The organism is Amycolatopsis mediterranei (assembly GCF_026017845.1).
GTDB lineage: Bacteria > Actinomycetota > Actinomycetes > Mycobacteriales > Pseudonocardiaceae > Amycolatopsis > Amycolatopsis mediterranei.
On sequence record NZ_CP100416.1, the window covers coordinates 2,581,592 to 2,599,679 of the forward strand.

Genomic DNA, 18,088 nt, shown 5'->3' on the forward strand with positions numbered 1-18,088 from the left:
GGGGGGCGGGGGGGGGGCCGCCGGCGCGGGGGGCGGGCGCGCGGGCGCCCCGCGCCGGCCCCCCGCCCGCGCCCCCCCCCCCCCCCCCCCCCCCCCCCCCCCCCCCGCCCGCCACCTTGGCGACGGCGGGGTGCTCCAGCGAACTCATGAACCTATGAGATCACGCCGCCGACCTGGTGTCCCACGGGATTCCACCCTGGGGTTGAGCGGACGCCACGGGCGGGGTTACTCTGGAAATCGTTCGAACAGGCGTTCGACATGAGGTGAGTGCGCACCGACCAGGTGCCCGGAGCCGTCCCGGCCTCGGACACCCGCCGGGTTCACCCGCGCAGGAGGAGGGTCGCCATGTCCGTCAAGGTCGTGTCCCCCACGGATCCCGGGCAGCCGGAGCTGCCCATGTCGCTGCGCCCGCAGCCGGCCCCGGCCGCACCCCAGCGCGGCCGATCCCGCCAGTGCCTGTCGGCGCCGGCCGAGCCCCGGCAGCGCACATCGGCGGCTTCGGCGGTGGACTCCCGGCAGCCTCAGCTGCCGATCGCCCTGTGCCCTTCGGCTTCGGGGGAAGCGGACGCCGACCTGCGGCCTTCGTCGGTCGCTGCGGCTTCAGAGGAGTCTCGGTCGGCGGGCGCCGAGGTGGATTCCGGGCTGCCGGGTTCGCTGCGGCCTTCGTCGGTCGCTGCGGCTTCGGGGGAGTCCTGGTCGGTGGGTGCCGGGGCGGATTCCGGGCTGCTGCGCTCTTCGTCCTCGGTTGCTGCGGCTTCGGGGGAGTCTCGGCCGGTGGGTGCCGCGGTGGATTCCGGGCAGTCCGAGCTGCCGCTTCCGGTGCTGGCGATCCCGGAGCAGGCCCGGCCGGCGGGCTCTCGCCGGCCAGAGCCGCCCATGGTCGCGGAGTCCGGGCAGCTCGAGCTGCCGGCCTCGGGGCCGTCCCGGCGGTCGGGAGCGGCGTCTTCCGCCGCCCCGCCGGCGGATACGGTCGTCGACCCCGGCCGGCCTGAGCCGGTCACCCCGGCGGAGTCCGGGCCGCCCGTCGCGTCGGCGGTGGATTCCGGTCACTCCGAGCTGCCGGTTCCCGAGGCCCCCACCCCGACCCCGGCCGGCGCCGATGGACCGCCCGAGCTGTCCCTGCGGCCGCCCGGGGCCGACCCTGACCAGTCCCAGCTGCCCATGTCCCTGCGCCCTCCCGCTTCTCCGGCCGCCGCCGGGCTGCTCGCGCAGGCGCGGCGCGGGCTCGCCGAGGCCGCGCAGGAAACGCGGCCCGCCGAACGCTTCATCGGTGCCTACCTCGCCGCCCTCCGGGGTGCCGCCGCCGTGCTCGCCGCCCGGGGGCGGCCGCACCGGGGGCGGGCCCGGCCCGCCAGCACCTGGGTGCTGCTCGACTCCGTCGCCCCCGAGCTGCGGGAGTGGTCTGCCTTCTTCGCCAGCAACTCGGCCACGCGCGCCGCCGCGCAGGCCGGGATCACCGGGAAGGTCACCGCCGAGTCGGCCACCGGGCTGGTGGGGGCCGCCACGCCGTTCCTGGAGCTCGTCCGCCGTCTCGTGCACGGCCTGCCGATCACCGGGGAAGCCCATGTCGCGTGAGCACGGCCCGGTCGACCAGGGGCGGTTGCTCACGGCGTTGGGACTCGAAGGCAGGCTGCTGGCCGAAGCGGTCCACGCGGCGCCGACCGAAGCGCCGGTGCCCGCCTGCCCCGGCTGGTCGCTCGGCGAGGTCGCCCGGCACGTCGGGAGCCTCTACCGGCTGGTCCGGCGCCGGCTGACCGACGGCCGCAGCCCCGACGACTGGCCACGCGACCCCGAACCGGGGCAGAGCCTGCAGGACTTCCTGGAAACGGGCCTGACCGAACTGCTCGACGAGCTCGCCGCCCACGACCCGGAGGAACCCGCCGACACCTGGTGGCCGGCGGACCGGACCTACGGGTTCTGGCGCCGGCGGATGCTGCACGAGACGGTCGTCCACCGGGTGGACGTCGAGCAGGCGGCCGGTGCGGAGCCGCACGGCGTGCCCGACGACGTCGCGATCGACGGCGTCGACGAGGTGCTCACCCTGTGGTTCGGGCAGAAGCTGCCGATGCTCGGCCTGACCGGCACGAAGGCGGGCTCGGTCGGGGTGCGGACCGGCGCGCACAGCTGGATCGCGCGGGCCGGACCCCTCACCACGGAGGCCTGGCGCTGTTCGGCAGAGGAGGCCGAGGCCGCGGACGACGTCGTCACGGCCGGACCCGCGCAGATCTACCTGTGGCTCTGGGGCCGCGCGTCCCTGACCTCGGTGACCGTGCGCGGCGTGCACGACCAGGCGGCCCAGCTCTGGGCGCTGCTGCGGCTCGCGACCCGATGACCCGGCCGGTGGGGAAGCCGAACCGGAATTTGTCGGAGGTGGCGGTTAGCCTGCCGCGCATGACCACGCGCCTGGTGAACCTGGTGATCGACGCGGCGCGCCCGGAGGCCCTGGCGGGCTTCTGGGCCGCGCTGCTCGGCTGGCACGTCGCCGTCGAGGAAGACGGCGAGGTCGACGTCCGCGCCCCGGAGAGCGACGGCTGGGACCTGGATCTCGTTTTCGTGCCGGTTCTCGAACCCAAGGAGGTCAAGAACCGCATCCACCTGGACCTGGCGAGCACCACCCGGGCGCACCAAGCCGAGCTGGTGTCACGCGCCCTGGAGCTGGGCGGCCGCCGGGTCGACCTCGGGCAGGGCGACGTGCCGTGGGTGGTGCTCGCGGACCCGGAAGGCAACGAGTTCTGCGTCCTCGAACCCCGCGAGCGCTACGCGGACACCGGCGCGGTGGCGTCGATCCTGGTCGACGCCCACGACCCGGAGCTGCTGGCGGGGTTCTGGGCCCGGCTCACCGGCTGGCCGATCCAGGCCCGCGAAGGCGGCACCCTGGTGGGGCTGCGCGGGCCGTCCGGTCGAGGACCGTGGCTGGAATTCCTGCGCAACGACGACGTCAAGCAGGTCAAGAACCGCGTGCACCTGGACATCGCGCCCCCGGCGGACGCGGCCCATGCCGCGGTGGTCACGGAGGTCATCGCGGCCGGTGCGGCGCCGGCGGACCTGGGCGGTCCCGCGCTGCCGTGGCGGGTGCTGAGCGACCCGGAGGGCAACGAGTTCTGCGTGCTGACCCCGCGCTGAGCTCGGGCTCTCGGCCGGCAGGGGCGCCGGATCGCCGGGGAGCGCACTTCGGCCGGCCGGCCGCCGGTCGCGCCGGTGACGAGCTGCGGTCCGGCCGGGTGTTTCGGCCGCGTTGCCGGGCCGCGTCGAACGCTGATCTGCGCGAAACACCGGCGTCCTGGAGCGGCAACAACCTGGGGGGACCGTGGAGGCATGGAGACTTCCAGAGCGTTGCCCCAGCCGGTCCGGACGGTCGCCGCCGAGGAGACGGCGGTGCCGTCGGCGTGGCGGGTGCGGATCCGGATGCACGACCACCCGGGCACCCTGGCCCGCATCGCCATCCGGCTCGCCGACCTCGAGTGCAACATCCTCGGCCTGTCCGTGCTGCCGGTGCCGGGCGGCGTGCTCGACGAGATCGTGCTGCGCCCCGCGACCGGCCTGCCCCGGCGGCACCTGGTCGACGCCATCCGCGCCGAGGGCTGCGAGTGCACGGCGATCATCGACGCCGACGTCCACGAGCTGGTCGACCCGTCGGCGTCGACGCTGCTCGCGGCCCGTCGCGCGGTCGACGACCCGGCCCGTCTCGCCGACGTGCTGAAGGACGTCCTGGCCGCGGACGTCGTCACGCTCGTCCCCGCCGTCGAAGCGAACCCGGCGCGCACGGAGAGCGGGCACCGGGCCGTGTTCGCGCTGCCCGACGGCAGTGCGCTGGTGGCGCGCCGTCAGTGGGCGCCGTTCGTGCAACTGGAGCTGACCCGCGCCGAAGCGCTGGTGACCCTGCTCGCGGCGGCGGCCCGGAACGCGGCCGGCCCGGTGGTCCTCGACCGCCCGGACGGCGCGGCGATCGTCCTGCGCAAGGGCGTCCCCGGCGACGCCGACGCGGTGGCCGAGCTGCACCGCCGCTGCTCGATGGCCACGCTGTTCCGGCGCTACCACACGGGAGTGCGGACGGTCCCGCGCCGCCGCCTGCACCGGCTGCTGGTGCCGCCGCGCGGCACGAGCGTGCTCGCCGTCTTCGGCCGCGAGGTGATCGGCCTGGCCCAGCTCATCCCGATGAATTCGGGCGGCGCCGAGATCTCCCTCCTGGTGGAGGACGACTGGCAGCGCCAGGGAATCGGCACGGCCCTCCTGAAGCGGCTCGCGGTGCTGGCGGAGGCCCAGGGCATCACGGAGCTGTCCGCGGACTGCCTGGCGGGCGACGATGTCCTTCCCCGCACGGCGGCCCGAGCCGGCCTGCGCACGGAACACAGCATCGAGGACGGCGCGCGGCTGAGGATGTTCCTGCCGGCCTGAGCTCAGCGCTTCCAGAACCAGTCTTTGTCCCGCGCTTCGCGCAGGGCGGACTTCTTGCGCTCGGCGGTGAGCCGGTCGAGGTAGAGAACGCCGTCGAGGTGATCGGTTTCGTGCTGCAGGCATTGGGCCAGCACGTCTTCGCCTTCGACCTCGATGGGTTCGTTGTGGACGTCGACGCCGCGGACCTTCGCGTGCATCGCCCGCCGAGTGGGGAACCACAGCTCCGGCACCGACAGGCAACCTTCGTTGATCTCGTGCGTTTCCTCGGAAAGCTCGACGATCTCGGGATTGACGACATACCCGGTCAGCCCGGCGACGTCATAGCTGAAGACGCGAAGTCCCACCCCGATCTGCGGCGCGGCCAGCCCCGCCCGCCCGGCGGGCTTGACGGAGTCGACCAGGTCCCGCACGAGCGCCTCGAGCTTCTCGTCGAACACGGTGACCGGGTCGCAGACGGACTTGAGGATCGGGTCCCCGAAATAGCGCAGTTCGCGCATCGCCATGAGCAGAACATCCTTCGTGCGTGTCGGACTGGCAGCTTAGGCCAGCGAGGAAGACGATCGCGCCGGAATCACCGACCCGGCCCACCCGGCGACGGACGAAGCGGCGCGACGGCGAATCGGCCCTGGTAGGCGGATGGCCGACGCCGGACGGCATGGCTGGATTGCCGCGCAGCGGGATCGTTTCCGGCGGCAGGACGGCAGGTGCGGGCGAACTGCCCCGCGCCGGCGACCCGCGCGCCTCCGGCTGGCGACCTGCCCCACAGCCGGCGGACCGGGCTTGCAGCCGGCAGGCCAGACTTGCGACTGGCGTACCGAGCCCGCTGCGGGCGGTCCCAGCTCACGGCTGCGCCGAGCCCCGCGGCTGGCGGCCCCTGCGGCTGGCGACCCGACTCCGCAACTGGCGACCCTGCCTCGGCCGGCAACCCTTGCCTCGGCCGGCGGGCCCAGCGGCCCCGGCGGCCCGGGTGGTCGTGGACCGTGAGGCCGCGACCGAGCCGGCCGATGAACACGTCCGGCCCTTGGCCGGACCGCGCCCCGCCGGGAAGGCATTCCCGTGCCGCGGCCTCAGGCCCGTAGCCGCAGGCCGGAGGGGGTGGCTCGGAAGCCGGCCTCCTGCAGGATCTCCGCCAGCTCCGAGGTCAGTGCTTGCTCGCCGTCCGCGCGTTGGACCGACAACTGGCCCAGCCAGCCCTCGCGGACCGCTGCCGACAGTGCCTGGGCTGCCTCTGCCAGCGCCGGGCGCTCCTCCGTGAAACTCAGCAGGGATCGGCCTCCTCTCTCCACGTACAGGGCCGGGACCCCGTCGACCAGGACTGCCAGTGCGCCGGCCTTGCGGGCGGGGCGGTGCTTCGTGTCGCCCGTTGCCGCCGGCCAGGGGAGCGCTGCCCCGTACGGCTGGGCCGGGTCCGCCGCGGCCAAGACCACCGGCCGGCCCGGTGCCGGGCGGCCCGGGCCTGAGAGGGCGCGCAAGCGGTCGACCGCGCCCTTCGCCGCGAACTGGGCCGCTCCGAGGCCCTCCACCACGTACCCGCGGATCACCTGGCCCGTGTCCTCCATGCCCCGGAGAACCTTGTAGATGCCGGAGAACCCGCCCGTGACGCGCTCGGTGTCGAGCGCGCCGCGGGTCAGGACGCCGTGGCGCTCCAGGAACGCCTCGGTCCGCGCGTGCGCCCGGCGGGTCGCGTCGGTTTCGCGGGGCGGGGTCAGCGCCCACCGGCCCGCGACCGTCGGCGGTCCGGATCGCGAGGGCATCTGTGGCCGCCCCGCCCGCAGCCGTGCGTACCGGCCGCGGGGGGCCTGGCGACGGGGCTTGTGGGCGCCGTGCCCGGCGACCTGGGCCCGCAACGGCCCCAGCGTGTCGCCCGTGACCAGGCCCGCCCAGACCAGGTCCCACAGCGCCGCCACGACTTCGGCGTCGTTCGGCGCCTTGTCCACCAGCACCGTCGCGCGGTCCACCAACTGGCGGAAGAACAGCGCGCCACCCTCCAAAGTGGACACGATGGCGTCGTGCAGCGGGCCGGTCGGGATGTCCTCGACGACTTCGGGCAGCAGCAGGTCGGCCACATCGGTCGGGGCCAGGGCGATCCAGCCGTCGCCGCCGGAGAGCGCGCCGCAGCCCGCCCACGTGACCTCGCCCGCGGTCGTCAGCTCGTCGAGCAGCGCGGGGGAGTAGCCCGGCAGCCGTCCGGGCAGGACCAGCGACTCCACCGCGCTCGCCGGCAACGGTGCCCCGGCGAGCTGCTCCACCACCGACAGCACGTCGTCCGCCGTCGGGGCGGCCCGGACACGGCCGCCGAACCCGTGCCACGCGGGCAGGAACCGGCCCAGCGCCGCCGGTTCGACCGGCTCGACTTCGGCTCGCAGCTTCGCCAGCGACGCCCGCCGCAGCCGCCGCAGCACGGCCGAATCGCAGTACTCGACCCCGACGCCGTGGGTTTCCGGGTGCCCGACCGGGCTCAGCTCGCCGCGCACCAGGCGGCCTTCCCCGGTCATCCGGTCGAGCACCCCGGTGACGACCGCGGTGCCGAGCCCGAACCGCGCGGCCGCGTCCACCGCGGCGAACGGGCCCCGGCCCCGGGCGTAGCGCGAAAGCAGGTCCGCGAGCGGGTCCGCCACCGGTTCGGTGAACGCCTCGGGCACGCCCACCGGCAGCGCGGTGCCCAGCGCGTCACGTACCCGGCCGGCGTCCTCGATCGCCAGGAACCGTTCCGAACCGCCGATCCGCACGCGGATCGCCCGCCGCGCCGCTTCGAGTTCGGTGAGCCACTCGGCCTGGATCCCCCGCTCCGCGGCCTCCTCGACGGTCAGGTCGCCGATGAACCGCAGGAGGTCGGCGGCGTCCTCGGCCGAGCGCGCGTGACGGTCGGGGTCGAGCCGCTGCAGCGATCGTTCCACTTCGGCGACGGCTTCGGGATCCAGCAGCTCCCGGATCGCCTCGGTGCCCAGGAGCTCGGCCAGCAGCGCCGAATCCAGCGACAGCGCCGCCGCCCGCCGCTCGGCCAGCGGTGCGTCGGTCTCGTACAGGAACATCCCGATGTAGCCGAAGAGCAGGCTGCGCGCGAACGGCGACGCGGCCGGCGTTTCGACCTCCACCAGCCGGACCTTGCGGGACCGGACGTCGGCCATCAGCTCGCGCAGGCCGCTGACGTCGTAGACGTCCTGCAGGACTTCCCGCATCGCCTCCAGTACGACCGGGAACCGCTCGTACTTCGCCGCGACCGACAGCAGCTGCGACGCGCGTTGCCGTTGCTGCCACAGCGGAGTCCGGCGTCGCGGGTCCCGGCGGGGCAGCAGCAACGACCGCGCCGCGCACTCCCGGAACCGCGCCGCGAACACGGCCGAGCCGCCGACCTCGGCGACGATCAGCTGCTCGACCTCCTCGGGGTCGAGCAGCACGTCGTCCGCGCCGATGGTCACCTCGCCGCCGTCGGCGTCCAGCGCGTCCGGCAACCGTAGGACGATGCCGTCGTCGGAGTGCGCCACCTGCGCGTCCACCCCGCGGTTTTCCCGCAGCCGCGCGGCGATCGCGAGCGCCCACGGCGCGTTCACCTGCGCGCCGAACGGCGAGTGCACGACGATCCGCCAGTCGCCGAGCTCGTCGCGGTAGCGCTCCAGCAGGATCGTCCGGTCGTTCGGGACGTGCCGGGTCGCGGCCTTCTGCTCGGCCAGGTAGGCGAGGAGGTTGTCGCACGCCCGCTCGTCCAGCCCGGCCGCCTCGGCCCGCTCGCGCGCCTTCACGTCGTCCGAAGTGGACAGTTCACGGACGAACTTTCCCAGCGCCCGGCCGAGTTCCAGCGGGCGGCCCGGCGCGTCGCCCTTCCAGAACGGCATCCGCGCCGGCTCGCCCGGCGCCGGCACCACGATGACCCGGTCGTGTGTGATGTCGGTGATCCGCCACGACGACGTGCCGAGCAGGATGGTGTCGCCGACGCGCGACTCGTACACCATCTCCTCGTCGAACTCGCCGACGCGCGAACCGGGTTTGTCGTCCGCGCCCGGGGTCATGACGGTGAACAGGCCACGGTCGGGGATGGTGCCGCCCGACGTAACGGCCAGGCGCTGCGAGCCGGGCCGCCCGCGCAGCTCGCCGCCGATGCGGTCCCAGGTGATCCGTGCCCGCAGCTCGCCGAACTCCTCGCTCGGGTAGCGGCCCGCGAGCATGTCGAGCACCGCGTGCAGGGCGTCGTCCGGCAGCGCCGCGAAGGGGGCCGCTCGCCGGACCAGCGACGCCAGGTCCGCCACCGTCCACGGTTCCAGCGCCACCATGGCGACGACGTGCTGCGCCAGCACGTCCAGGGGGTTGCGCGGGTAGCGGACGGCTTCGATCGCCCCGCTCGCCATCCGTTCCGCAACCACCGCGCAGGAGACGAGGTCACCGCGGAACTTCGGGAACATCACCCCGGACGACACCGCGCCGACCTGGTGCCCCGCCCGGCCGACCCGCTGCAGCCCGGACGCCACCGTCGGCGGTGCCTCGATCTGCACCACGAGGTCGACCGCGCCCATGTCGATGCCCAGCTCCAGTGACGACGTCGCCACCACGCACGGCAGCTGCCCGGACTTGAGCGCCTCTTCCACGTGCGTGCGCTGCTCCCGCGACATCGATCCGTGGTGGGCCCGGGCGATCACCGGCGCCGCGCCGGTGCTCACGCCGGACTGCCCGACGGCTTCCGCCGGGAACGCGTCGGCCGGGGTGAGCTCGGTCTGCTCGGCGGCCAGCTCGTTGAGCCGGGCGGTGAGCCGCTCGGTGAGCCGGCGCGAGTTGGCGAAGACGATGGTCGAGCGGTGCGCGCGGATCAGGCTCAGCACCCGCTCCTCGACCGCCGGCCAGATCGACGGCCGCTGCACGGGGTTGCCGGCCATCTCCTCCAGCGTGCCCAGACCACCCGGCGCGATCTCTCCTGGCGGAAACGCCTCGGTCAGCGACTCCAGTGATTCCAACGCGTCGAGCGGGCTCGGCGCCGGCCCGCTGCGCGGCGCGTCGAGGTTGCTCATGTCCTCCACCGGGACCTCGACACGGACCTCGATGGTCTTCGCCAGCTTCGGCTGGACCACGCGCACCGGACGGCCGCCGGCCAGGAACGCGCTCACCTCGTCGACCGGGCGGACCGTCGCCGACAGGCCGATCCGCTGCGCCGGCTTCGGCAGCAGCGCGTCCAGCCGCTCCAGCGAGAGCGCGAGGTGCGCGCCGCGCTTGCCGCCGGCGACCGCGTGCACTTCGTCGACGATCACGGTCTCCACGCCGCGCAGCGACTCCCGCGCCGACGACGTGAGGATGAGGAACAGCGACTCCGGCGTGGTCACCAGCACGTCCGGCGGGGTCTTGCCGAACGCGCGGCGCTCGGCCGCGGTGGTGTCGCCGGTGCGCATGCCCACTTCGATCCCGGGCACCGGCAGCCCGAGCCGGCGGCTGGCCTGCGAGATGCCGGCGAGCGGGGCCCGCAGGTTCCGCTGGACGTCGACCGCCAGGGCCTTCAGCGGCGAGACGTAGAGGATCCGGCAGCGTTTCGTCGCTTCCGCCGGTGGCGGCTCCACCGAGAGCCGGTCCAGCGCCCAGAGGAACGCGGACAGCGTCTTGCCGGACCCGGTGGGCGCGACGACGAGGGCGTGCTCACCCGCGTGCGCGGCCCGCCAGGCCCCTTCCTGCGCCGCGGTGGGCGCGGCGAAGGCTCCCGCGAACCAGTCGCGGGTCGCGGGGGAGAAGAGGTCGAGAACGTCAGCTGCCACGTCATTCATGATGCGCGGCACCACCGACAGTTTCGGGTCCGCCGGCCAGGATCACGCTCTGGGCGAACTGCGGGAACACGACGTCCACCCGCGGCTCGTCGGTGATCAGCCGGTACTCGCGGTCCAGCGGCGTCCAGTAGGAAAAAGGGGCCTGGTCCAGCTTGGAGTGGTCGGCCAGCACGTAGGCCTCCGCGCCCGCGTGGAGCATCGCGTGCTTGACCACCGACTGTTCCAGTGACGGACAGCACAGCCCGCGCCCGGCCACGACGCCGTCGGCGCCCAGAAACACCCGGTCGGGTGAAATGTGCCGCAGCTGCGCCAGCACGCTCTCGCCGAGGATCGCCTCGTCGGGGTGCCGCAGCCGGCCGCCGAGGACGATCAGGTCGATCCCGGAGAAGCCCGCGAGCTCGCGGATCGCCGTGACGCCGTTGGTCACCACGGTCAGCCCCTCGCGGTGGGCGAGGTGACGGGCGAGCCTGCCGGTGGTCGTGCCGGCGTCGAGCAGCACCACCTCACCGTCCCGGACGAGCGCGGCGGCTTCCCGGGCGATGGCGTCCTTGGCCGCCGCGTGCTCCCGGTCCTTCTCGAGGGGACTGCGCTCGGTGTCGAGCGCGCCGCCGTAGGTGCGGACGACGTGCCCGGCGCCGGCGAGCGACGCGAGATCGCGGCGGATCGTCGACTCGGAGACGCCGAACTCTTCGGCCAGTTCCGCGATGCCGCCGGAGCCGTCGCGGACGGCCTCCAGGAGCATCGCGCGCCGGTCACGGGTGCCTGGTCGCGGCTGGGGCATGCGCCGAGCCTTCCACAGTCACGGGTTTCAGCCCGAAGAACGCCAGCCCGGCGGCCACGGCGAGGAACGCGGCCAAGACGACGAACCCGGTGGCCGCGGTGCCGGTGACGTCGGTCAGCCAGCCGACCAGGTAGGGACCGGCGAACCCGCCGAGGTTGCCCAGCGCGTTGATCAGGCCCATCGCCACGGCGACCACTTCGATGCCGAGCACCCGGCTGGGGATGGCCCAGAACGGCCCGTACGGCATGTAGACGCCGGGCGCCACGACGCAGAGCAGCCCCAGCTGCACGGCCGCCGGCCAGTGCCCGAGGTTGCCCAGCAGCAGCCCGCCGATCGCGACGAGCAGGGGCACCGTGACCGCGAGCCGCCGGTTGCCGGTGCGGTCGGACCAGTGTCCGCACGCGATCATTCCGGCCAGCGCCAGCACGTACGGCACGGCCGACAGGAAGCCGACGGCGGTCGCCGAGCCGCCGGTCATCGTCTTCACCACCGACGGCAGCCACAGGGAGAAGCCGTAGAAGCCGGTGATCCAGAAGAAGTAGATGCCGACCAGCAGCAGCACCTGGCGGTTCGCCAGCGCCTGCCGGTAACCGGCTTTTCGGGGGTCCGGGTGGCGAAGCCCCCGGCCCGGGGCGAAGCCTCGGTTGTCACAGCCCTGCTTGGCGAACGCCGGCTTAGCGTCTTCTTCGGCCTTCAAGGTGGTTTCGAGGTACTCGCGTTCCGCGGCGGAGATCCACCGGGCCCGTGCCGGCCGGTCGGCCACCGCGAACCACCAGACGGCCGCCCACACCAGCGGTGGCAATCCCTGCAGGACGAACACCCAGCGCCAGGACATGTGGTCGAGCATGAAGCCGGACAGCGGCGACATGAGGATCGCCGAAATCGGCAGGCACGTCATCCACAGCGCGTTCGCCCGCGCCCGTTCCGCCTGCGGGAACCAGGACGCCAGCAGGATCAGCACCGCGGGCCACACCCCGCCCTCGAACAGCCCGAGCAGCAGCCGGGCCAGGTACAGCTGCGTCTCGTTCTGCACCAAGCCGCACAGCACCGCCGCGAACGCCCAGGCGACCATCAGGATCAGCACGGTCTTGCGGGCGCTCCACTTCGCCGCCAGCACCGCCGCGGGGATCTGCAGCACCAGGTAGCCGACGAAGAAGATGCCGCTCGCCAGCCCCTTCGCGCCGGCCGACAACGGGAAGTCGTCGCCGATGTAGGGCAGGATCACCGCGACGTTCGTGCGGTCGAGGTAGGCCAGCATGTACATGACCACCGCGACCGGGATGACGTACGCCCAGCGCCGGCGGGGGATCACCGGAGGCTCGGTGGGTAGATGGCCGGCAGCTTCCGCGCGTACGGCGCCAGGGTGGCCGCGGCCTTGAACGCCGCCCGCATGGTGCCGTGCGAGGCCCGGCCGGTGCCGGCGATGTCGAACGCCGTGCCGTGGTCGACCGATGTGCGCAGGATAGGCAGGCCGACCGTCACCGACACCGTGCCGTCGAAGTCGTAGGTCTTCGACGCGATGTGCCCCTGGTCGTGGTAGAGCGAGAGCACCCCGTCGAACCGGCCCTGGATCCCTTGGTGGAACACGGAATCCGCGGGGATCGGGCCGACCACGTCGAGCCCGGCCACCCGTGCGGCGGCGACCGCCGGGGCGATCGCGATGATCTCCTCGTTGCCGAACTTGCCGTTCTCCCCGCCGTGCGGGTTCAACGCCGCCACGGCCAGTCTCGGCTTCTCCGTGCCGAAGACCTCCAGCGCGGTGTACGCCTCCCGGATCGCGTGTTCGATGTTCTCCCGGGTGATCTGGTCGATCGCTTCGCGCAGGGAGAGGTGCCGGGTGGCGAAGAAGATCTTCAGCCCGGAGACCCAGAACATCGTGTTGAACCGGGTCGACCCGGTCAGCTCGCCGAGCATTTCGGTGTGCCCGAGGTGCTGCGAGCCCGCCGCCCAGATGGCTTCCTTGTTGATCGGCGCGGTCACCACCGCGTCGACCTCGCCGGCCAGCGCGAGCCGGGTGGCGACCTCGATCGCCCCCACCGCCGCGGCGCCCGCGGTCGCGTTCACCTCGCCCCACGGCAGGTCCTCCCGGACCACGCCGAGGTTGAGCACGTCGATCACGCCGGTGGTGAAGCGCGCGTCGGCGACCGTGGCGATCGGGTTGATCTCCAGGTGCAGGCCCAGGTGCCGGACCAGGCGTTCGAGCACGATCGCGTCGCCTACCGCCACCCCGTGCGCCATCTGCAGGGCCTCGGGCTCGGCGAGGGTCTTCAGGGTGATCTCCGGGCCGATGCCCACGGGGTCGCCCAGGGTGACGGCGAGGATGGGGAGGTCGCTCACGGGTGATTCCTTCCGGTGGCCAGGAGGTGGTTCAGGTGTTCCGGGCAGGCGGCTGTGACAAGCGAGGCTTCTCCCAGGCGTGCTCGCATGCCCACCACACGGTGCCCGGCCGCCGGGAGTTCGCCCGCCGCAGCCGGAACGGGCCGCGGCGGGTCGGCATTGACCACCGTGAGCTTCGACGGGCCGGAATGGTCTCCCGTACGACCTGCGCGGCGTGTGGTGGCGAGGCGTGCCGGGTACCCAGGTTCTCTACCAGTGTCGATCACCGGACCCCCCTTCTTGCTTATATCGGTCAACTCAGTTGCGCAAACCGTGCAACTATCGTGCACCTTGATCGGCGTCCGCGTCAAGGAGCCGTGACTTTCCCGGGTCCGCACGCACGGTGACCGCACGCATGGCAGCATCACGCGGGCGCCGTCGGGGCGTGTTTCGCGAAGGGGAGTGCTGTGCGGATCCTGTCCGTGGACCTCGGGACGTCCAACACCGTCGCCGTGCTTTCGGCGCACGGGAGGCCGCCCCGGGTCGTCGAGGTGGACGGCTCGGCCAACATGCCCTCGGCGGTGTTCGCCACCGAAGAGGGCACGATCATGGTCGGCCGCGACGCCGAGCGCCGCGCCCGGCTGGACCCGACCCGCTTCGAGCCGAACCCCAAGCGCCGCATCGACGAACAGACCCTGCTGCTCGGCACCGACGTCGTCCCGGTCACCGACGCGCTGGCCGCCATCCTGCGCCGCGTCCTCGAGGAGACCTCCCGCCAGCTCGGCGGCGAGCAGCCCGACGAGGTCCGGCTGACCCACCCCGCGCAGTGGGGGCAGCCGCGCCGGAACGTGCTGATGGCCGCCGCCCGGCTCGCCGGGATGGGGCCGAACATCCTGCTGGTGCCCGAGCCGGTCGCCGCCGCGGCGCACTTCGCGTCGTTCCCCGGCAAGTCGCTCGCGCCCGGCCAGGCCCTCGCCGTCTACGACCTCGGCGCGGGCACCTTCGACGTCGCGGTCGTCGGCGCCACGCAGAACGGGTTCACCGTGCTCGCCGAGGACGGCCTGCCCGACCTCGGCGGCCTCGACGTCGACCAGGCGCTGATGGTGCACGTCGGACGCGAGGTCTCGCACTCCGACCCGCAGCGCTGGCAGCGGCTGCTGCGCCCGGAGTCCACCGCCGACCGGCGCACCCGGCGCGCGCTGCAGGAAGACGTCAAGGCGGCCAAGGAGGCGTTGTCGCGGCACCCGCAGACCGAGGTGCCGATGCCCGAGCCGTTCAAGGACGTCCTCGTCACCCGCGGCGAGCTGGAAGGCCTGGTCCGCCCGGCGATGCTGCGCAGCGTCGAACTGCTGTCGCGGACGCTGCGGTCGTCCGGGCTGACCCCGGAGCGGCTGGCCGGCATCTACCTCGTCGGCGGGTCGAGCCGGCTGCCGCTGGTCGGCGCGATGATCGCGGAAAAGCTGGGTGTCGTGCCCGGCAGCCTCGACCAGCCGGAGACCGCCGTCGCGCTCGGCGCGCAGCACGTAGCCCGCGACGGGCTGTCCGTGCGCACCCAGAACGTCGAAGGGGCGGTGGCCGCGGGTGCTCCGCCGCGCCGCCCGCAGTACGCGCCGCCGCCTCCGCCGCAGTACCCGGGTTACGCGCCGTCGAACTTCCCGCCCAGCGGCCCGCAACCGGTTCCGTCGAACTTCCCGGCGTACTCGCCCGCGCCCGGCAAGGCCGAGCCGAAGTCCGGCGGGAAGAAGAAGCTGCTGCTCGGGATCGCCGCCGCGGTCGTCGTGGCGCTCGCCGTGGGGTTGACGGTGCTCCTGACGTCGTCGTCCTCGGTGACGACCTACACCGCGGACCAGTGCAAGACGCCGGGGCAGGCGGACGACAAGGGCTTCACCGGGTGCCTGCGCCAGCTCGCCGGGAAGATCGCGGACACCGGGGACTGCAAGCCGGGCATGGGCAACGGCCCGGCGGCGCCGGCGCAGAGCCTGGGGGCCGCCTCGACCTGCTCCGCACCGGGCCGGGCGGGTACGCAGGTGACCTACGTCCACGGCGACAACGCCGACGCGCTCAAGCAGTACACCGACGGCCTGCTCGCGTCGGCGGGCGGCGACCGCACCGAGGCCGACTGGGGCGGCAACGGCCTCAAGGGGCACTACTCGTCGGCCGCGGGGAAGACGTCGGCGGTGCTCGTGTTCACGGTGTCGGACCGGCCGCTGGCCGGGTTCATCTACCAGCTGAACACGAGTGACCAGGCGACGGCGACCACGCCCGGCACGCTGGCCGACTACTTCGAGGCGAGCGTCCAGCCGGGCCGGTAGACGGCGCGAACGGGCCGTTCGCGCCCGCCGGTTAAAGTGGGTCCGATGCGGATCACGGTTTTCCGGCGGCTGATGGCCGAGGAGTTCGGCCCCGGGCGGGCCCAGGTGCTGGCCAGCGACCACGTCCTGAGCGGGCTCGGCGGCCGCACCATCGACCAGGCGCTGACCGCGGGAATCCCGGCCAAGGAGGTCTGGCGCGAGGTCTGCAACGCCTTCGACGTCCCCGCCGAAAGGCGTTGACCTGGGCGGATACGCTCCGATCCTGACCCGGGCGGGCGAAAATCCTACCGCAAGGGTGTGTCGCTGCCGACCTCGAACAGGTGTTCGTCTAAGGTGTTGTCCACATCGGGTCCAGCGATCCACAGATTGGGCGCCGCGCCTGGAATTGTCGGTCCCCGCCGCTAGCGTCGGACCGGACAGCTGAAGAACCGACACACCAGAGCCCTCGACGGGGCTCAGACCAGCGAGGTGGACTTTCCATGCCTGCAGCACCCGACAAGGACAAGGCGCTCGAGCTCGCGCTCGCGCAGATCGACAAGCAGTACGGCAAGGGCTCGGTCATGCGCCTCGGCGAAGAGGGCCGCGCCCCCATCGCCGTGATCCCCACCGGCGCGATCGCCCTCGACGTCGCGCTCGGCATCGGCGGCCTGCCCCGCGGCCGGGTCATCGAGGTCTACGGCCCGGAGTCCTCCGGTAAGACCACGGTCGCCCTGCACGCGGTGGCGAACGCCCAGCGCAACGGTGGCATCGCGGCCTTCATCGACGCGGAGCACGCGCTGGACCCGGACTACGCCAAGAAGCTCGGCGTGGACACCGACGCCCTGCTCGTCTCCCAGCCCGACACCGGTGAGCAGGCCCTGGAGATCGCGGACATGCTGGTCCGCTCCGGCGCGCTCGACATCCTGGTCATCGACTCCGTGGCCGCGCTCGTGCCCCGCGCCGAGATCGAAGGCGAGATGGGCGACTCGCACGTCGGTCTCCAGGCCCGGCTGATGAGCCAGGCGCTGCGCAAGATGACCGGTGCGATGAACAACTCCGGCACCACCGCGATCTTCATCAACCAGCTGCGCGAGAAGATCGGCGTCATGTTCGGCTCCCCGGAAACCACCACCGGTGGCAAGGCGCTGAAGTTCTACGCGTCGGTCCGGCTCGACGTCCGCCGCATCGAGACGCTCAAGGACGGCGGCGAGGCGGTCGGCAACCGCACCCGCGTCAAGGTCGTGAAGAACAAGATGGCCCCGCCCTTCAAGCAGGCCGAATTCGACATCCTGTACGGCCACGGCATCTCCCGCGAGGGTTCGCTCATCGACATGGGGGTCGACCAGGCCATCCTGCGCAAGTCCGGCGCCTGGTACACCTACGAGGGCGACCAGCTCGGCCAGGGCAAGGAGAACGCCCGGAAGTTCCTGCGCGACAACCCGGACATCGCCAACGAGATCGAGAAGCGGATCAAGGAGAAGCTCGGTATCGGTGCGCAGCTCGACGCGGAAGCCGTCGAGGCCGTTCCGGCACCGGTCGACTTCTAGGCCGCGGGATTGGGCGAGGCCTGCTGCGGGATTGGGTGAAGTGTGCTGCGGGATTGGGTGAAGTGTGCTCGCGGAGTGCGCTCGCCCCTATCCCTCCGCCGTGTCTCCCGGGGGTCGAACCCCCGGACCCCCGCCAGGGGGCAAGCCCCCTGGACCCCCGCCGTGGTTGCGTTGGGTGGTAGCGCGCGGCCTTGGTGACATTCGGCCTTGGTGATGGTGAGCGGTAAGAACGAGGAGTGATTCAGGTGGCTAGGGCGCCGAAGGTGCCTCCGGCCGAGCTGCCTCCGGAGGAGCGGTACAAGAAGGCCAAGGAGATCTGCTTCGATCTGCTAGCCGTGCGTGCGCGCACTCAGGAGGAGCTCCGGCAGGCGTTGCGCCGCAAGGGGTTCGACGAGGAGACCAGCGAAACCCTGCTCGGCAAGCTCGACCGGGCGGGGCTGGTCAACGACGCGGAGTTCGCCGAGCTGTGGGTGAAGTCCCGCCACACCACCCAGGGCCTGTCCCGCACCGCGCTGATGGCCGAGCTGCGGCGTAAGGGCGTCGACGACGAGGTCGCCGCGCAGGCGGCCGGCGAGGTCGATCGCGAGTCCGAGGAACAGATGGCCAGGGAACTGGTCCGCAAGCGCCTCGGCTCGCTCGGCAACGTCGACGAACAGACCGCCCTGCGGCGGCTGCTCGGCTTCCTCGCGCGCAAGGGCTACCCGCAAGGCCTGGCCTACACCGTGATCAAGGAGGAACTCCGCGAGTACGGCGCGGAGTCCACCCTGCTCGACGACGCCGTCATCGACTGATGGCGGACAGCTGGACCGTCGAGCACTTCTCGCGGAGCAACCCGGCTGGCCCGGGCCAGGGCGACGTGGCAGCTCTGCTGCGCCGGGTCGCCGACACCCTCGACGAACTCGGCGACGTCCAGGTGCAGGACGTCGTCTTCGGCAGCGAAGTCACCGGGGGCGAAGACGACCTGCACATGACGGTGTACTTCCACCGGGAGCCACGCCGCCGGTGACGGCGGTGCCGTGG

Annotated in this window: 14 protein-coding genes; 9 read left to right on the top strand and 5 right to left on the bottom strand. The window is 72.9% G+C overall.

Features of this window, described 5'->3' with window-relative positions; translation table 11 throughout:
• The first annotated feature begins 345 nt into the window (after positions 1-345).
• The 4 genes from ISP_RS48265 (at position 346) to ISP_RS12400 (ending at position 4,395) form a co-directional block, all read left to right on the top strand.
• A complete protein-coding gene (locus ISP_RS48265; protein WP_013224205.1) occupies positions 346-1,575 on the top strand; it encodes an SAV_6107 family HEPN domain-containing protein in 1,230 nt (409 codons plus the stop codon).
• Entirely contained in the window at positions 1,565-2,332 is a 768-nt protein-coding gene (locus ISP_RS12390) for a maleylpyruvate isomerase family mycothiol-dependent enzyme (RefSeq protein ID WP_013224206.1), read from the top strand. The genes ISP_RS48265 and ISP_RS12390 overlap by 11 nt, the downstream gene beginning before the upstream one ends.
• 59 nt (positions 2,333-2,391) lie before the next feature.
• A complete protein-coding gene (locus ISP_RS12395) occupies positions 2,392-3,123 on the top strand; it encodes a VOC family protein (RefSeq protein WP_013224207.1) in 732 nt (243 codons plus the stop codon).
• 192 nt (positions 3,124-3,315) lie between these two features.
• Complete coding sequence (locus ISP_RS12400) at positions 3,316-4,395, top strand: GNAT family N-acetyltransferase (RefSeq protein ID WP_378251213.1); 1,080 nt, start codon at positions 3,316-3,318, stop codon at positions 4,393-4,395.
• A gap of 2 nt (positions 4,396-4,397) precedes the next feature.
• Here ISP_RS12400 and def read toward each other — a convergent pair whose 3' ends face one another.
• The 5 genes from def to pdxA all read right to left on the bottom strand — a co-directional run bounded on the left by def (position 4,398) and on the right by pdxA (position 13,251).
• Positions 4,398-4,898 carry a peptide deformylase gene (gene def / locus ISP_RS12405; protein WP_013224209.1) on the bottom strand — a complete coding sequence of 167 codons (501 nt, stop codon included), beginning with the start codon at positions 4,896-4,898 and terminating at the stop codon, positions 4,398-4,400.
• 564 nt (positions 4,899-5,462) lie between these two features.
• Positions 5,463-10,133, bottom strand: a complete 4,671-nt coding sequence (locus tag ISP_RS12410) for a DEAD/DEAH box helicase (RefSeq protein ID WP_176742098.1) — start codon at positions 10,131-10,133, stop codon at positions 5,463-5,465.
• Positions 10,126-10,914, bottom strand: coding sequence for a DeoR/GlpR family DNA-binding transcription regulator (locus ISP_RS12415; RefSeq protein WP_013224211.1), 789 nt, complete (start codon positions 10,912-10,914; stop codon positions 10,126-10,128). The genes ISP_RS12410 and ISP_RS12415 overlap by 8 nt, the downstream gene beginning before the upstream one ends.
• Entirely contained in the window at positions 10,886-12,226 is a 1,341-nt protein-coding gene (locus ISP_RS12420) for an MFS transporter (RefSeq protein WP_013224212.1), read from the bottom strand. Before ISP_RS12420 ends, ISP_RS12415 begins: the two co-directional genes overlap by 29 nt.
• Positions 12,223-13,251, bottom strand: a complete 1,029-nt coding sequence (gene pdxA, locus ISP_RS12425; protein ID WP_013224213.1) for a 4-hydroxythreonine-4-phosphate dehydrogenase PdxA — start codon at positions 13,249-13,251, stop codon at positions 12,223-12,225. Before pdxA ends, ISP_RS12420 begins: the two co-directional genes overlap by 4 nt.
• Before the next feature lie 446 nt (positions 13,252-13,697).
• Between pdxA and ISP_RS12430 the strand changes: the two genes are divergently transcribed.
• From ISP_RS12430 to ISP_RS12450, 5 genes are all read left to right on the top strand, one after another.
• Positions 13,698-15,542, top strand: coding sequence for an Hsp70 family protein (locus ISP_RS12430; RefSeq protein ID WP_013224215.1), 1,845 nt, complete (start codon positions 13,698-13,700; stop codon positions 15,540-15,542).
• A 45-nt stretch (positions 15,543-15,587) separates the two neighbouring features.
• Positions 15,588-15,782: a DUF3046 domain-containing protein gene (locus tag ISP_RS12435; protein WP_013224216.1), complete on the top strand. Its 195-nt coding sequence runs from the start codon at positions 15,588-15,590 to the stop codon at positions 15,780-15,782.
• 239 nt (positions 15,783-16,021) lie between these two features.
• Entirely contained in the window at positions 16,022-17,068 is a 1,047-nt protein-coding gene (gene recA / locus ISP_RS12440) for a recombinase RecA (protein WP_013224217.1), read from the top strand.
• A gap of 263 nt (positions 17,069-17,331) precedes the next feature.
• Positions 17,332-17,859, top strand: coding sequence for a regulatory protein RecX (locus tag ISP_RS12445; protein ID WP_013224218.1), 528 nt, complete (start codon positions 17,332-17,334; stop codon positions 17,857-17,859).
• Positions 17,859-18,074 carry a hypothetical protein gene (locus ISP_RS12450; RefSeq protein WP_013224219.1) on the top strand — a complete coding sequence of 72 codons (216 nt, stop codon included), beginning with the start codon at positions 17,859-17,861 and terminating at the stop codon, positions 18,072-18,074. The genes ISP_RS12445 and ISP_RS12450 overlap by 1 nt, the downstream gene beginning before the upstream one ends.
• Positions 18,075-18,088 lie beyond the last annotated feature (14 nt).

Bases quoted from the DNA above. Each gene is read 5' to 3' on its own strand.
- ISP_RS48265 (WP_013224205.1), top strand. From the start codon at position 346: ATGTCCGTCAAGGTCGTGTCCCCCACGGATCCCGGGCAGCCGGAGCTG.
- ISP_RS12390 (WP_013224206.1), top strand. From the start codon at position 1,565: ATGTCGCGTGAGCACGGCCCGGTCGACCAGGGGCGGTTGCTCACGGCG.
- ISP_RS12395 (WP_013224207.1), top strand. From the start codon at position 2,392: ATGACCACGCGCCTGGTGAACCTGGTGATCGACGCGGCGCGCCCGGAG.
- ISP_RS12400 (WP_378251213.1), top strand. From the start codon at position 3,316: ATGGAGACTTCCAGAGCGTTGCCCCAGCCGGTCCGGACGGTCGCCGCC.
- def (WP_013224209.1), bottom strand. From the start codon at position 4,898: ATGGCGATGCGCGAACTGCGCTATTTCGGGGACCCGATCCTCAAGTCC.
- ISP_RS12410 (WP_176742098.1), bottom strand. From the start codon at position 10,133: ATGAATGACGTGGCAGCTGACGTTCTCGACCTCTTCTCCCCCGCGACC.
- ISP_RS12415 (WP_013224211.1), bottom strand. From the start codon at position 10,914: ATGCCCCAGCCGCGACCAGGCACCCGTGACCGGCGCGCGATGCTCCTG.
- ISP_RS12435 (WP_013224216.1), top strand. From the start codon at position 15,588: ATGCGGATCACGGTTTTCCGGCGGCTGATGGCCGAGGAGTTCGGCCCC.
- recA (WP_013224217.1), top strand. From the start codon at position 16,022: ATGCCTGCAGCACCCGACAAGGACAAGGCGCTCGAGCTCGCGCTCGCG.
- ISP_RS12450 (WP_013224219.1), top strand. From the start codon at position 17,859: ATGGCGGACAGCTGGACCGTCGAGCACTTCTCGCGGAGCAACCCGGCT.